The sequence below is a fragment of the Dialister pneumosintes genome, from assembly GCF_001717505.1.
In the GTDB taxonomy this organism is placed as follows: domain Bacteria; phylum Bacillota; class Negativicutes; order Veillonellales; family Dialisteraceae; genus Allisonella; species Allisonella pneumosinta.
Window position 1 is genome coordinate 271,782 of the sequence record NZ_CP017037.1, and the last position, 16,159, is coordinate 287,940.

The 16,159-nt window shown below is 33.8% G+C and carries 15 protein-coding genes; 13 read left to right on the top strand and 2 right to left on the bottom strand.

Going from position 1 to position 16,159, the window contains the following annotated elements; translation table 11 throughout:
• The first annotated feature begins 87 nt into the window (after positions 1–87).
• From mnmL to BCB69_RS01405, 6 genes are read left to right on the top strand one after another with little or no spacing between them, the layout of a single operon-like run.
• Positions 88–1,050 (top strand): tRNA modification radical SAM protein MnmL/YtqA, encoded by a 963-nt coding sequence (gene mnmL, locus BCB69_RS01380; RefSeq protein ID WP_069176785.1) that lies wholly within the window; start codon positions 88–90, stop codon positions 1,048–1,050.
• Positions 1,047–2,018 (top strand): PhoH family protein, encoded by a 972-nt coding sequence (locus tag BCB69_RS01385; RefSeq protein WP_069176786.1) that lies wholly within the window; start codon positions 1,047–1,049, stop codon positions 2,016–2,018. The genes mnmL and BCB69_RS01385 overlap by 4 nt, the downstream gene beginning before the upstream one ends.
• Before the next feature lie 10 nt (positions 2,019–2,028).
• Complete coding sequence (gene ybeY / locus BCB69_RS01390; protein ID WP_069176787.1) at positions 2,029–2,502, top strand: rRNA maturation RNase YbeY; 474 nt, start codon at positions 2,029–2,031, stop codon at positions 2,500–2,502.
• 28 nt (positions 2,503–2,530) lie between these two features.
• Positions 2,531–3,439: a GTPase Era gene (gene era, locus BCB69_RS01395; protein WP_069176788.1), complete on the top strand. Its 909-nt coding sequence runs from the start codon at positions 2,531–2,533 to the stop codon at positions 3,437–3,439.
• Positions 3,440–3,489: 50 nt separating this feature from the next.
• Entirely contained in the window at positions 3,490–4,839 is a 1,350-nt protein-coding gene (locus BCB69_RS01400) for a hemolysin family protein (RefSeq protein ID WP_022513578.1), read from the top strand.
• The gene (locus BCB69_RS01405) at positions 4,805–5,458 is read left to right on the top strand and encodes a recombination protein O N-terminal domain-containing protein (protein WP_069176789.1); all 654 of its coding nucleotides are present in this window, start codon (positions 4,805–4,807) and stop codon (positions 5,456–5,458) included. The genes BCB69_RS01400 and BCB69_RS01405 overlap by 35 nt, the downstream gene beginning before the upstream one ends.
• A 43-nt stretch (positions 5,459–5,501) precedes the next feature.
• Here BCB69_RS01405 and sstT (BCB69_RS01410) read toward each other — a convergent pair whose 3' ends face one another.
• Both sstT (BCB69_RS01410) and sstT (BCB69_RS01415) read right to left on the bottom strand, forming a co-directional pair.
• Entirely contained in the window at positions 5,502–6,752 is a 1,251-nt protein-coding gene (gene sstT, locus BCB69_RS01410) for a serine/threonine transporter SstT (protein ID WP_069176790.1), read from the bottom strand.
• A gap of 311 nt (positions 6,753–7,063) precedes the next feature.
• Positions 7,064–8,317 (bottom strand): serine/threonine transporter SstT, encoded by a 1,254-nt coding sequence (gene sstT / locus BCB69_RS01415; protein WP_069176791.1) that lies wholly within the window; start codon positions 8,315–8,317, stop codon positions 7,064–7,066.
• A gap of 280 nt (positions 8,318–8,597) precedes the next feature.
• Here sstT (BCB69_RS01415) and BCB69_RS01420 point away from each other — a divergent pair, with 280 nt between their 5' ends.
• The 7 genes from BCB69_RS01420 to lpxK all read left to right on the top strand — a co-directional run bounded on the left by BCB69_RS01420 (position 8,598) and on the right by lpxK (position 16,156).
• Positions 8,598–9,146, top strand: a complete 549-nt coding sequence (locus BCB69_RS01420; protein ID WP_022513582.1) for a biotin transporter BioY — start codon at positions 8,598–8,600, stop codon at positions 9,144–9,146.
• Between the two features lie 41 nt (positions 9,147–9,187).
• Entirely contained in the window at positions 9,188–9,874 is a 687-nt protein-coding gene (gene bioD / locus BCB69_RS01425; RefSeq protein ID WP_069176792.1) for a dethiobiotin synthase, read from the top strand.
• A gap of 152 nt (positions 9,875–10,026) precedes the next feature.
• A complete protein-coding gene (locus BCB69_RS01430; RefSeq protein WP_069176793.1) occupies positions 10,027–10,839 on the top strand; it encodes an LpxI family protein in 813 nt (270 codons plus the stop codon).
• Between the two features lie 3 nt (positions 10,840–10,842).
• Positions 10,843–11,982 (top strand): lipid-A-disaccharide synthase, encoded by a 1,140-nt coding sequence (lpxB, locus tag BCB69_RS01435; protein WP_069176794.1) that lies wholly within the window; start codon positions 10,843–10,845, stop codon positions 11,980–11,982.
• Positions 11,979–13,739 (top strand): ABC transporter ATP-binding protein, encoded by a 1,761-nt coding sequence (locus BCB69_RS01440; RefSeq protein WP_418235867.1) that lies wholly within the window; start codon positions 11,979–11,981, stop codon positions 13,737–13,739. Before lpxB ends, BCB69_RS01440 begins: the two co-directional genes overlap by 4 nt.
• Before the next feature lie 3 nt (positions 13,740–13,742).
• Positions 13,743–15,062, top strand: coding sequence for a 3-deoxy-D-manno-octulosonic acid transferase (locus BCB69_RS01445; RefSeq protein WP_022513587.1), 1,320 nt, complete (start codon positions 13,743–13,745; stop codon positions 15,060–15,062).
• The gene (gene lpxK / locus BCB69_RS01450) at positions 15,062–16,156 is read left to right on the top strand and encodes a tetraacyldisaccharide 4'-kinase (RefSeq protein ID WP_069176795.1); all 1,095 of its coding nucleotides are present in this window, start codon (positions 15,062–15,064) and stop codon (positions 16,154–16,156) included. The genes BCB69_RS01445 and lpxK overlap by 1 nt, the downstream gene beginning before the upstream one ends.
• The last annotated feature ends 3 nt before the right edge of the window (positions 16,157–16,159 follow it).

Consider the following 16,159-nt stretch of genomic DNA (forward strand, 5'->3'; position numbering starts at 1 on the left):
ATTATACACATCTTATAGGGGATATATTAAGATTTAATGCGTATTTAGTAACAGTATTATATAATAAAACCAATAGAAGGAGTACTAATGAGTCGATATAATACATTTTCAGATGCATTAAAAAAACAATATGGAGAAAAGGTATATAAAATACCGATTGCTTTATCTTGGACTTGTCCTAATCGCGATGGTAATTTATCACAAGAAGGATGTATTTTTTGTGGTAGTATTGGAGCGGGTTATGAGAAAATACATAAAATTTCAGTTTCAGAACAATTAAAAAACGGTATTTTTCATATAGGACCTAAATATAAAGCAAATAAATTTATTGCCTATTTTTTAAATTTCAGTAATACTTATATGCCATTGGGGATTTTTAAAAAAGCTATGGAAGATGCAGCCGGATATCCGGGGATAGTCCGATTACATATTTCAACAAGACCCGATTGTATTAATGATATATATTTAGATGTATTGCAAGAAATACAAAGAAAATATGAAGTTGATATTACTATAGAATTAGGTCTGCAATCTGCTAATACTCATACTTTGATTAAACTTAATCGTTGTCACACTGTGGCTGAGTTTATAGATGCAGCTATTCGAATTGGGAAGTATGGATTTGGTTTATGTACACATATCATTGCTGATTTGCCATGGGATGATTCTATTGATGTCATAGAAGCGGCTAAGTTGGTATCTGTATTACCGGTAACAGAAGTCAAATTACATTCTTTATTTATTGTAAAAGATACTATATTAGCTAAAGAATTCTTATTGGGGAATATAACTTTACTTCCAATAGAAGAGTATGTGCAACGTGTGATACTCTTTCTTACTTATGTACGACCGGATATGATTATGCAACGTATGGTAGGGCGTGCTGCAGGTGATACTATTTTAAAAATTAATGAGGGAAAACCTTGGTGGGAAATAAAGAAAATGATTGATGTAGAATTAGAACAGTTACATTTGTCGCAAGGGTGTCGATGCAATTATTTAAATGGATCCGCTTTACAGCGTTTTTGTGGAGAGGATGATGCGGAATGAATCTTGTAATTGATAAAGAAATTATTATAGAGGATTCTCATGTTGCAATAAATTTGATGGAACGAGATAGTCATTTCCTCCATATTATAGGCAACTTATATAATTGTAATATGATTGGACGGGGAAATTTGATTCGTATAACCGGTGAGGAACTACAAGTTGAAAAAGTTATACAACTTATTTACGAGTTAAGGTACTTACTTAAAAGGAATATTCGATTGAGTCAGCGGCAAATTTATGCTGTAGCAGATGCACTGCAACAGGGGAAAATAGAAGCTTTCCATGAAATGGCAGAGGATGTTATTAATGTCACAAAAAATGGAACTATCATTAGACCAAGGACGTTGGGACAGAAAACATATATAGATGCTATAAGGCATAACTCCATTACTTTTGGGGTAGGTCCGGCAGGTACAGGGAAAACTTATTTAGCAGTAGCATTAGCAGCTTATTATTTAAGAAATAAAGAAGTACAACGTATTATTTTGGTTCGGCCGGCAGTAGAAGCAGGAGAAAAGTTAGGTTTTCTTCCTGGAGATATGCAAGAGAAGGTTAATCCCTATTTGAGACCTCTTTTTGATGGATTATTAGATATGTTTGGTATTGAAGAATTTGAAAAATTACAGCAAAAAGGAATCATTGAAGTGGCACCATTAGCTTATATGCGCGGTAGAACTTTAGAAAAAGCCTTTGTTATTCTTGATGAGGCACAAAATACAACTGTAGAACAGATTAAGATGTTTTTAACTCGTTTAGGATTTCGTTCAAAAATGGTTATTAATGGAGATGTTACACAGATTGATTTACCGGTACATACAAAAAGTGGTTTAGTAGATGTGGCAGAAGTACTACAAGATATTTCAGGAATACAATTTATTCATTTTTCAGAGAATGATGTTGTAAGACATGATTTGGTGGCGGCTATTATTAGAGCTTATGAACAAAGAGATAACCGAATAAAAAAATAAAGAGGGATATATGGATATTACAATTAGTTATGATAAGGAAACATTTAAAAACAAAGAGCTAGAAGATTTGATTCATTTAGTGTTAAATAAAGGGGCTGAATTACAACAAGTTTCCGAAAATGCAGAAATCAGCGTTTTGATTTGTGATGCAACACTTATACAGGAATTGAATTGTCAATATAGGCATATTGATGCACCAACGGATGTTTTGTCTTTTGCTTTAAATGAAGGAATGGCAGGGGCTACTCTTGAAGAAGAAAATATGTTGGGAGATATTGTGATTAATATTGACCGTGCTATAGAACAGGCAAAAGAATATCGGCATAGTAAGGAACGAGAAATGGCATATTTGGCAGTACATGGGTTTTTACATATTTTAGGATATGATCATTATGAATTGGAAGAAAAAAAGGCCATGCGGCAAGCAGAAGAAGCTATTTTAAGTGCTTGTGGATTACAACGTTTAATTATAAATGAAAATTAAAAGTATCGATATGAAATAGGAGAAATTTATGGTTGAAGAAAAAATAACTTTTCGTTCAGGTTTTGTTGCATTAGTGGGAAGGCCTAATGTGGGGAAGTCGACATTACTTAATGCAGTGCTCGGAGAAAAAATTTCTATAGTTTCCAGGCATGCACAAACTACAAGAAATAAGATAACAGGGGTTTGGAATGGAGAGAATTCACAAGTGGTTTTTTTAGATACACCGGGTATGCATAAGCCTAAAAGTGAACTTGGAAAAGTGATTCGTCAATCTACGGTGGATGCATTATCAGAAGTAGATGTTATTGTCTTTATTTGTTCTTGTGTAGATCCTTTAGGAGCAGGGGATAGATACATTCTTAGTTTATTAAAAGAACGCCAGGTGCCTGTTATTTTAGCTCTTAATAAAATTGATTTGATTAATAAAGAAGAGTTAATGAAAAAGGTGGTACAGTATAACAAAATTTATGATTTTGCAGATATTGTTCCTATATCCGCACAAACAGAGGAAAATATAGATACTTTTTTACATATAGTAGAAACACATTTGAAGGAAGGTCCCAAATACTTTCCTGATGATATGGTAACGGATCAACCGGAAAGGAATATTGTGCAAGAAATTGTTAGAGAAAAGATAATTACTCGAACAAGAGATGAAATTCCTCATGCTATTGGTGTTTTTACAGAAGAATTTTCAGAAAGAGAAAACGGAAAAGTATATATACGTTGTACTGTATATGTGGAACGTGAGTCACAAAAGCGAATTATTATAGGAAAAAAAGGAGTTTTATTAAAAGAAGCAGGAAAAGAGGCTCGTACTGAAATACAGAATTTAATTAATGCTCCAGTTTTTCTTGATTTGTGGGTAAAAGTTCATCGTGATTGGAAGAATAAGGATTATATTCTTCGAGAGCTTGGATATAAAGAACACAAGTAATAGAATACAAGTATTTTAAATACAAGGAGGTGGGTTTTATTAGTATCCATATGAATCTTATTGGATTATATATTTTATTTTCTTTTTTTTTAGGATATGTAAATAGAATTTGTACGATTGCAAATGTATCTTTCTCCAGAATGCGAAAAAATTATATAGATGATAATGAAGAATTGGATTCGGACATGGTGCAAAAGGTAAAACCTTTTTATGATAAAGCATCGGAAGTTCTTATGAGTCTTAATTTATTTACTTTATTGATATCGATTGCCTATGGTTATGTTCTTTTGCAAATTGTTATTTTATCAAAAGAAGTACTTGTTATTGCCGGATATAATGGCATCTCTTGGATTTTGAATGTGGGACAAGTCACCTTTTATCTTTGTATGTTGGTGATTTTTTGGGTATTTTCTATTGAATTTGCATCCGCTAAAGCTTTAGTGAATCCTTTAGGATGTTTAATATCTGTTATCTGGTTTATCAAATATATAAGTACTGTTTTTAACCCTATAACTACGGCGTGTTTATTGTTATTGAAGCAGATGTATGCTAATAATGGGCAACCTTTTCATAATCGAATTGATTTTACCTATTCTGAAGATGAAATTCGTAGCATTGTAGAGGAAAGTCATAGTGGAGGTCAACTAAATACCACAGAAAATAAGTTATTGAAAAATAGCTTTGATTTTTTTGACTTATTAGTAAAAGATGTTATGATTCCTAGAAATCAAATGATAGTTCTAGAGTATGAAGATAGCATGGAAGAGCAAAGAAAATGTATAGCTAAATCACCGCATACTAGATATCCTGTTTGTATGAATGATAAAGATCATATTTTAGGATTTGTACATGTAAAAGATTTTATGGAAAGCTATTTACAGCACGAAAACAACGTTAAAAAGATTATTAGAGAATTACTTGTAGTTCCCGAAGTTATGTCGGTATCTTCCTTGACACAACGTATGAGATCACGACGTGTATATATTGCAGTGGTTGTTGATGAATATGGGGGAACTGTGGGATTAGTTACATTGGAAGATTTAGTAGAAGAATTGGTGGGAGAGATACCTGCTGATTTTGGTATCGGCTTGCATGAAATTGTAAAACATACAGATGGTTCTTATGAGTTTGAGGGGATGGTTATTTTAGATGATATCTCAGATTGTTTAGGAATCAATTTTAAAAATGAAAGCAGTGCTAATACGATTGGAGGCTATGTTTTTTCTATATTGGAAAGGATTCCTTCCGTAGGAGACTCTATTCAAATTGAAAATTGGAAATTTACAGTTATTCGGATGGATGGACTGCGAATTCGTCGTGTTAAAGCTACATATATAGCTACACATATAGAGGTGGAGACACTCGATGAAACAATTGCAACAGAGCAAGATACAAAATAAAGAAGGGGTTGTTCTTTCTGTAAAAAAAGTAGGAAATAAAGGAAGATTGCTACATGTTTTTACGAAGGACAGCGGAAATATAGTAGTATTTACTTCAGAATCAACTATAAAGAAGTATGGGAGTGGGTATCTAACTCCGTATGCATTACTTCGAATAACAGTGATGATTAAAGACGAGTTATTTATTATGACCCAATACGAGGGGCAGCTTCTTTTTAATATGTTACAGTGCTCTTATAAGGAAGTTAATAATTGGTATTTTGTCAGTGCCCTGATGAAGATACTATTTGCACCTTTAGATTCTGATTTATTGGCGTGGCAAATTATTCTACAAGGAGCTTTTTCTGCTAGAATTCATAATAAATCTGTATGTGCACTTATAACTTCCTTGCAACTTTTAACAGTTTCAGGATTTAATCCTCTGGAGCAAGAGCCTTTGTCCAACTATTCGATATCAAAGGAAGCATATGTTTTACTACAATCTTTACAAAAACACCAGTGGGGAGAACATTTTTATGGAGTAATAGGTAAATCGGCATATAAAGAAGTAGTTATATATATAAATGATTTCATTGAAAGTTACTGTGATTTACATATGAAGGTTACTTTTGAAGTATAGAAAAAAACACTCAGAAATTTCTGAGTGTTTTTTTATTTTTTTATTAAAGTTTAGGCACCATATTTGATGAAGAAAGTGTACCATTTTTAGCACGTTGAGCAAATTCAGCGGTAGCGGTAAAGAGTACATCGCTAGAACTGTTAAGAGCGGTTTCACAAGCATCTTCTAACACACTAATGATAAATCCGACACCAACCACTTGCATTGCGATATCATTACTGATTCCGAAAGAAGCACATGCTACCGGAATTAATAACAAAGAACCGCCTGCTACACCGGATGCACCACATGCACCTACAGTAGAAACTAAACAAAGTAGTAATGCTGTTGGGAAATCAACCGCTATTCCTAAAGTATGTGCAGCAGCTAATGCCAGCACAGAAATTGTAATGGATGCACCTGCCATGTTAATGGTTGCACCGAGAGGAATAGAAATCGTATATATATCCGGATTTAAACCTAAACGTTTGCAAAGATCTAAGTTTACTGGAATGTTAGCGGCAGAACTTCTTGTAAAGAATGCATATAATCCGCTTTCACGAAGTGTGGTCCATACCAACGGGAATGGGTTTTTGTGTGTATAAAGGAATACAATCAATGGATTCATAGCTAAGGATACAAGTGCATAAGAACCGATAAGTACTCCTAATAATTGTACATATCCTAATAGTGCAGAGAGACCGCTAGCACCCACAGATTCAGCTACGAGACCCATGATACCAATTGGTGCGAATCTAATAACCCAAGTTACTACCTTAGTGATTGCGGTAGCTAAATCTTGGAAGAAAGATTTAGTAGAGTCGCTGGCAGAAGAGTGTAATGCAAATCCAATAATAAGAGCCCATGCTAGGATTCCAATATAGTTGGCATTTATTAATGCATTAACCGGGTTGTCAACAATGTTTAGAATTACATTGTGAAGAACTTCTGCAATTCCACTTGGCGCTTTAACACTGGCATCTGCTAATTGCAAATGTAAATTAGTTGGGAAGAGAAATGACATGGCAACGCCTACAATAGAAGCCGCAAAAGTGCCGAATACATAAAGAATAACGATTGGCTTCATTGTGATATTGCCGTCTTTTTTCCTTTGAATCATAGCATTCAATACAAGAATGAATACTAGTAAGGGTGCAACACCTTTAAGTGCTTTTACAAATAAATTACCAAAAATACTAAGAAATGGAACCACTTCCGGAGCAACTATGGTTGCTGATATACCGATAACAAGACCTACTAGAATTTGGTAGATAAGCGGTATTCTTTTCAATAAAGCAGCTATAGATTTAAACAATTAAGATTTCCCCTTTCTTCATATAACTACATGTGACAACAAATTCATTTAAAGGAAAAACCTTTTTGAGTTGTTGTTGATATTGGTAAGTATACATGATTGATTATCATTTAACAAATGACAATTTGTAATATATAAAAAGGATTAAGGGAACTATGTTCATATAAACATCATATAAATAATTTTAATCAAAAGTTTATTTATGTTGTTAGCATGATTATAAATTTTGGATAAGAAAATATTATTAATAGAAATAGGTATATAGCATATAAAAAGGACTTCTTATAAGAAGTCCTTTTTATATGCTATATTTATTGTTTTTTAGGAATCATATCTTCTTGTCTAAGTGTACCATTTTTAGCACGACGAGCAAATTCGGCAGTAGCGGTAAAGAGTACATCACTGGAACTATTGAGAGCTGTTTCACAAGAATCTTCCAATACACTGATAATAAAGCCTACTGCTACGACTTGCATTGAAATATCGTTGCTGATTCCGAAAGATGCACAAGCTACCGGAATTAATAATAGAGAGCCTCCTGCTACTCCGGAGGTTCCTGCTGCACCGATAGCAGAAATAATACATAAAAGAAGCGCTGTAGGAATATCAATTGCAATTTGGAGCGTATGTGCTGTTGCTAAAGCCATAACTGAAATAGTGATAGCTGCTCCGGACATATTAATCGTACATCCTAAAGGAATCGTAATTGAATAAGAATCGGGATTTAGTCCTAAACGTTTACAGAGGGAAAGGTTTACCGGAATATTGGCAGCAGAACTGCGAGTAAAAAATGCATATAAAGCACTTTCACGTATCGTAGTGAAAACTAGTGGATAAGGATTTCTATGAGTACAAATGAATACAATTAAAGGGTTAATTATAAATGCTACCGTAGCATATCCGCCTATAAGAACTGCTAATAAATGAATATAGGTAAATAATGTAGAGAGTCCATTATCTCCAATGGATTCTGAAACTAATCCCATAATTCCGAATGGTGCGAAATGAATAACCCAAGTAACTACTTTAGTCATACCTTTTGCTAAATCATCTAAACAACTTTTTGTAGCATCGCTTGCAACAGCATGTAAAGCTAATCCAATAATGATTGCCCATGACAGAATACCAATATAATTAGCATTTACTAATGCATTAACCGGATTATCAACTATATTCATTAAGATTGAATTAATGACTTGTGTAATACCGCTCGGCGGAGCAATACTTGTGTCAGCAGTTTGCAAATGTAATGTAGTAGGGAAAAGGAATGAAAAGGTTACTCCAATAAGAGAAGCACATAAGGTAGTAATTAAGTAAAGTATAATAACAGGTTTGATAGAAGAGTTACCACCACTCTTTTTTTGCAACATAGCATTCATGACCAAGAAAAATACTAGAACAGGTGCAACACCTTTAAGTGCTTTTACAAATAAATTACCTAAGATAGAGACTAAGGGAATAAGTCCGGGGGCAAAGCAAGCAATACCAATACCTATTAATAAACCTATAGCAATTTGTTTAATAAGTGAAATAGAATTTAAGCATTTTATGATTGTAGTAAACAACTTTAAGACCTCCAATTAATAAAAGTATACAAATCACGAACTTTAGTATATTATCAAGAGTTCTTAATTTCAATAAAAATGCATAAAAAGTATAGGTATGAAATAAGAAATAAATATATCAAAAGGTTTTATTTTTTATATATACATATCTAAAAAAGTCATACTTTAAAATATAAGCGAAACTAAATTGTGAACTTTGTAAATTTAATTAGATTGACAAATTTAATTACATATTGTAAACTTGTTTTGTAATTTTAAGTATACAAATGGAGGCTTATTTATGAAAATAACAACAAAAGAATTGATAGTATCTACTTTATTCGTAGCTCTTATCACCATTGGAACTTTTATTCGCATACCTATTGGGAATGATTATTTTACTCTTCAATTTTTATTTACTTTATTAGCAGGGCTTGTATTGGGAGCTAATTTAGGAGGAACAGCTGTATTGGTATATGTTTTTCTTGGGTTGGCAGGGGTTCCTGTTTTTGCCTCCGGAGGTGGATTCGGATATATATTACAACCTACTTTTGGGTATTTAATAGGATTTATTATACAAGCATGGTTTTGTGGTAAATTTTCCAGAAAGTTATCAAATATTTCATGCAAAAGTTTAGTAGCAGTTAATTTTGGGGGATTACTCATTGTTTATACGATAGGAATTAGTTGGTTTTATATTTTTTCAAATTATGTAGTAAATGCACCTATCAGTGTGTGGGCAACTTTGTTCTATTGTGGCATATTACAAATCTTGCCTGATTTTGCACTATGTGTAGGTGCAGCGACTTTGGGGTATACTTGTTATCGACGTGGACTGTGGTTATCGTGATTGTATTTGACGATAGTATATACAAAGAAGTGTGATTATTTATGAAAAAATGCCTTTTTGTAACAGGAACAGGGACTGATGTCGGTAAAACCTATGTTACAGGATTACTTATAAAAAAATTAAGAGAATATAATTATGCAGCTGGATATTATAAAGCGGCATTGTCCGGCGCTATTTGTGATATAAAAGGAAATTTGCAACCAGAAGATGCTTTATATGTGAATGATGTGGCAGCTATAGGAGCTGATATAGAAAAAATGGTGTCTTACATTTATAAAGAATCCGTGTCACCACACTTAGCAGCACAAATAAATCAAAGTCCTATAGACATACATAAAGTAACGGAAGATTTTTTATTTGCAACAAATACTTATGATTTTTTAACTGTAGAAGGTAGTGGAGGAATTATTTGCCCGTTAAGATGGGATGATTCTATTCATTTTGGTATATTAGATTTAATAAAGCAATGGGAATTAGGTGTTGTTCTTATAGCTGATGCAGGACTTGGAACTATTAATGCAACGGTTCTTACTGTTGCTTATTTGCATCAGCATCATGTACCTATAAGAGGTATTGTTTTAAATCGATATCAATCAGATAACATTATGCATTATGATAATAAAAAAATGATTGAAGAAATGACAGGTGTAAATATTGTTGCTTGTGTAGAGGCGAATGCAACCGATTTAGACATACCGATAAAAGTGCTTTTAGATTTATACAAATAAAAAACACATGAGTTTTATCTCATGTGTTTTTTATTTGTAATTTATATTTCAGTTTTTAAGAGGTTAAGCAGAGTTCTTTATATAAAACTTACCATATAAAGTGTGCTATATGGTAAAATAATTAGAATAGTCAATAATATTGGAGGGAATATATGAAGACAATTGGATTACTTGCAGGAATAGGAACTTTGCCTGTAGAGTTTATTAAAGCAGCACATATGCAAGGATATAAAGTGGTCTGTATTGCTGTAATTCCGGGGGTCAGTTCCATGCTCCAAGAATTGGCTGATGTATATTATGATATTAATGTAGCAAAGCTTAATAAAATTATAAAGACACTTGTAAAAGAACAGGCTATGGAAGTTACTATGTTAGGAAAGGTAACTAAAGAATGGCTTTTTAAAGGACTTCATTTACCGGATCTTCGTGCACTTAAAGTTTTAAATAGTTTAAGGAATAGAAAAGATGACACGATAATGTTGTCTCTTGTCGACGAGTTGGCAAAGGATGGTATTGAAGTATTAGATCAAACTAAATACTTAAAACCTCTTATGCCAAGTGCAGGTGTTTTTACTAAAAAGGAACCTACCGAAGCACAATTTAGAGACATTATGTTTGGATTTCAAGCAGCCAAGTTAATCGGTGCTATGGATTTAGGACAAACTGTAGTTGTTAAAAATCAGGCAGTTATGGCGGTAGAAGCTATTGAAGGTACGGATGCATGTATAAAACGCGGAGGTTTGTTGGCAAGAGGAGATGCTGTAGTTGTAAAAACGGCAAAGCCTAAGCAGGACCCTCGTTTTGATGTTCCTGCCATTGGGCTTACTACTTTGCAATCTATGGAAGAAAGTGGATGTAAAGTATTAGCTATTGAAGCTAATAGTACTCTTTTTGCAGAACAAGAAGCAGTTATTAAAGAAGCAAATAAAAAGGGAATTGTTATTTTAGCTGTAGAACAGGAATAAATTATGAAAATTATGTTTTCTGCAGGAGAAGCGTCCGGTGATATGCATGCTGCAGCAGTAGCAGAAATGATTAAACAAAAACACCCTCATATAGAAATGTTAGGAATGGGTGGAAATGCTATGCGACGTGCCGGAGTTCGTATTGTATATGATATTGAACATTTAGGAATTATAGGGGTGGTGGAAATAATTAAGCATCTACCCTTCTTTTTTAAGTTACGCAAACATTTACGCGATATTATAGAAAAAGAGAAACCGGATGTTTTTGTATGTGTTGATTATCCCGGATTTAATATGAAATTGGCTCATATGGTAAAACAAATGGGCATTCCGGTAGTTTATTATATAGCACCTACTATTTGGGCATGGAATAAGGGGCGAGCTAAGAATATTGTTCGTGATGTTAATACTGTAGCATCTATTTTTCCTTTTGAAGCAAAAGCATATGAAGCGGCAGGTGCTAAAGTTACTTTCGTTGGACATCCTTTGATTGATACCGTACATACTTCCATGTCATATGAAGAAGCATGTATATATTTTAATGTCAATAAAGAAGCTAAGCGTATTTTATTAATGCCGGGGAGCAGAAAAAATGAGGTTATGAATTTACTTCCTGTTATGTTACAGGCTTGTAACCTATTAATAAAAAATGTAAACTGCCAAATTTTTATTCCACGTGCAGAGACGATCTCTAAATCTATGCTTGAAGAAATTATACAAAAGAATGGAAACCTTCCGGTAACAATTACGGAAAGGAATCAATATGATTTAATGTCTATTTGTACCGCTTGTGTAGCTTCTTCGGGTACTGCTACTCTTGAGACTGCGCTTATGGAGCTTCCGACAGTATTGGTGTACAAATTATCACCGATTACTTGGTTTCTTGCTAAGCATTTAGTTCATATAAAATATGCAGGACTTCCAAATATTATTTTAAATAAAGAAGTGACTCCTGAACTTTTGCAGAGTGCAGTAACACCGAAAAATATTAAAGAAATTATTGAACCGTGGATTACTGACTCATCTATACGGAACCAAAATGTTATTGAGCTTCGACGTGTGAGAGAAAAACTGGGGAACAGTGGTGCGGTTCAAAGAGTTGTAGAGCTGATTTTAAACGTTGCGGAGAAAAGAAACGTATGAATAATCCAATGTCAAAAAGCAAAATAACTAGTTATCGTCGTTTATTAGAATACTTATGGCCATATTGGCGTGTTCTTTTAATAGCTATTGTTTGCATGTTATTTGTAGCAGCTTCTAATTTAATACTTCCGTGGGTAATTAAAGATGTAGTAGATCGGGTATTGATGGATAAAGATGTATATATGCTTTATTGGGTGATTGCTGCTATTCTCATAGTATTTCTTATTCGTGGAATTACTACATTTGGTCATAGATTCCTTATGGGATATATTGGTCAACGGGTTATTACAGATTTAAGGTATTCCTTATATAAACATCTACAAAAGTTATCTATTTCATACTATGACAAGAGGCGTACCGGTGAAATTATGAGTAACTTAACCAACGATATTGCAGCTTTGCAAAGTGCTATTGTAGAAAACTTTGTAAGTTTGGTGCAAGAAGGGTTAATATTCATTGGTTCTTTTATTTCCATGGTGTATTTACAATGGAAATTAACGATTCTTTGTTTGGTCATTGTACCTTTAGTTACCGGAACCATTCGCTTTTTTGGACGTAAACTACATAATAGCGGTCGAACTGTACAAGAAAAATTGGCAGATGTAACCTCTATGCTGCAAGAAACTATTCAGGGTGTAAGAATCATTCGAAGCTTTAATCGAACAGATTTTGAAATTCAACGTTTTCAGAGTGTTAATGAATCAAACTTTAACGCAACGGTACGAACGATTCGACAACAGAGTCAAATGACTCCTTTTGTTGAATTCTTCTCTGCATTTGCTGTTACTGCTATCATTTGGTATGGAGGCATGTCTGTCATTAATGGAGTAATGACCAGTGGGGAGCTTATAGCTTTTTTAATGTATGCGATTAACTTGGCAAACCCTGTAAAGCGAGTGGCAGAAGCAGTAGGAAATATTCAGAAATCTTTAGCTGCGGCTGATCGTGTTTTCCATATATTGGATACTAGACCTGATACGATTGAAAAAGAAAACGCAAAAGAGTTGGTTATTAATGACGGTTGTGTGAAATTCAAGCATGTAAAATTTCATTATAATGAAGGACATCCGATCTTGGAAGACTTTGATTTTACTGCACAGGCAGGTAAAACTATTGCTATTGTAGGACCTTCCGGTGCAGGAAAAACAACTGTGGCTAATATATTACCGAGGTTTTATGATGTCACCGGTGGAGCTGTATATATTGATGGTGTAGATATTCGGGATGTTACATTAAGTTCTCTTCGTGAACAAATTGGTATGGTTCCACAAGATACTATGCTGTTTAATACTACAATAAAAGATAATATTTTATATGGACGTTTAGATGCTACCGATGAAGAAATTTGGGAAGCCGTTAGGGCAGCAAATGCAGAAGAATTTATAAAAGCATTACCTCAAGGACTTCAGACAATGGCAGGAGATCGAGGTGTTGTTTTATCCGGGGGGCAGAGACAACGAATATCCATTGCACGTGCAATTTTAAAGAATCCAAAGATTTTAATTTTAGATGAAGCAACTTCTGCATTAGATACAGAAAGTGAAAAAGTGGTGCAAGATGCTTTAGATAAGTTAATGATAGGCCGTACGGCTTTTGTTATTGCACATCGACTTTCAACTATAAAGCATGCTGATCATATTTTGGTTCTTAACAATGGACGTATTGAAGAGCAAGGTACACATGAAGAATTGATTTCACGACATGGTCTTTATTATGAGTTGTATACAATGTCCACAAAAAATGCGGAAGGAGTATAAAGTATGTATTGGATTTATAATATTTGTCTTGTAGCATACTGGATTTTACAAATTCCGATTTTAGTGTATCGTTTATTGTTTGAAGAAGGCTTTTATGAACGTTTGAAACAAAGTGCAGGTATAATGCCGACACCAACTTTAGAAAAGATTGCATATCATCATGCTATATGGGTACATGCCGCTTCTGTTGGCGAAGTAGTAGCTGCTAGTCCTATTATTAGAGAATTAAAAAAGAGATATCCGGAAGAAATGGTTGTTATTTCTGTAGTTACGGCTACTGGACATCGTATGGCACAACGTATTATTCCTGAAGCTGATGGGCATATTTTCTTTCCTTTTGATTTACCGGTCATTACGAATCGCATAGTTCGTATTATTCAACCCAAAGCAATTATTTTAATCGAAACAGAGCTTTGGCCCAATTTTTTACGAATTGCATATAGAAATCATATTCCGGTAATGATGATGAATGGACGAATTAGTGACAGATCTATGAGAAGATATTCTTTGATTAAACCTGTTACAGAAAAAATGCTATATCAAATTCAGCAGTTTTGTATGCAGTCCACTCATGACGCATCCTATATTATTAAAATGGGAGCTAATTCTGAACGAGTTTCTATAATTGGAAATACAAAATACGACCAAACATATGCTGCTGTATCAGAAGTGGAAAAAGAGAAACTTAGAAAAGAGTTTCATTTTTCAGGTGAAGGACCTATTATTGTTGCCGGCAGTACACATAACGGTGAAGAAGAAATTGTTATGCGTGCATTCTTAAAAGCAAAAGAGAAATATCCTACTGCTAAATTGTTATTGGCAGTACGTGAAATTACACGTGCAGCTTCTGTGAAATTTTTAATTCAACAATTCGGAGCATCTGTTATTCGACGGTCAGAAATGAAAACTCCTATGGATGATGGACAGGAACATCAAGTGGTAATTTTGGATACAATAGGTGAATTAGGGAGACTTTATAGTTTAGCGGATATTGTTTTTGTTGGAGGAAGTTTTGTTCGTGTAGGAGGACATAATATTCTTGAGCCAGCTGCTCATGGTAAACCTGTTTTTGTTGGGCCGTTTATGTTTAATTTTAAAGAAATTTTCAAATTATTAGCAGAACGGGGAGCCTGTATTATGTGTAAAACTCCTGCAGATTTTGAAAAACAATTATTGCATATTCTTGATGATAATGTAAAAATGAAACAAATGGGTAAAATTGCGTTGTCTGTTGTACAGGAAAATCAAGGTGCTACAGGTCGTAATATTGATGCTTTTGAACAACTTTTGAGAAAAAAGGATATATCTTTGAAGGGGAAATAATGAGTATTGAGTCCTATGTCTTAAAATTACAACAAGAAAAAAATCCTGGAATTATAGAGAAATTAGTTTTAGAATTCTTATCCGGATTATCGTGGTTGTATGGCAAGGGTGTTAATAAACGTAGGATAAAGGCACAAAAACAAGCAGTTAAGGTTTCTGTCCCCGTCATCAGTGTCGGAAATATAACGGCAGGTGGTACAGGGAAGACTCCTTGTATTATGAAATTAGTGCAAATATTGAAACAGATGGGAAAGCATCCGGCTATATTAACTCGAGGTTATAGAGGTAAATTGGAGAAGGTAGGAGGAATTGTTTCTGACTGGGATAAGATACTACTATCTGCACAATTAGCTGGAGATGAACCTTATATGATGGCGATGAAAATATCACATACGCCTGTTCTGGTTGGGAAACATCGTACTGCTTCAGCACAAAATGCTATTAATATGGGGGCAGATATACTTTTACTGGATGATGGATTTCAATACTGGAAGCTTAAAAGAGATATAGATATTGTGCTTATTGACTGCACTAATCCTTTTGGTGGAGAACATTTATTACCTCGTGGGTTGTTAAGAGAAAATTTGGAGTGTATGCAGCGAGCTGACATTTTTATTTTAACTAAAACAGAACAGGTAAATTCTCAAATAAAAGATAAAATTATATTTCGTATTAAACAATGGAATGATCAAGCTTTTATTATAAAATCGGAGCAAAAGCCTGCCGGTGTTGTTACTTATGAAAATTGGAAAAAAAATATCCCTATATTTTTAGAAAATATAGAGAATCGAAAAGCTTTTTTGGTTTCCGGCATAGGAAATCCATCGTCATTTCAGACAACCTCAGAAATGGCAGGTTTTATTATAACCGGAAGTATTAATTTTCCTGATCATCACTGTTATGTAAATACAGATATTGAAAAAGTAACACAAATGGCGATAGATTCTGGTGCAGATATCATCTTAACTACGGAGAAAGATGCAGTTAAGCTTATGCCTATTTCGTCTATTCCTTTGTATATATTAAAGATTGAGATGAATTTTTCCGGCTGTGGAGAAACCGTTATAAAGAACTTAATTACATCTTTGAAATAGTTA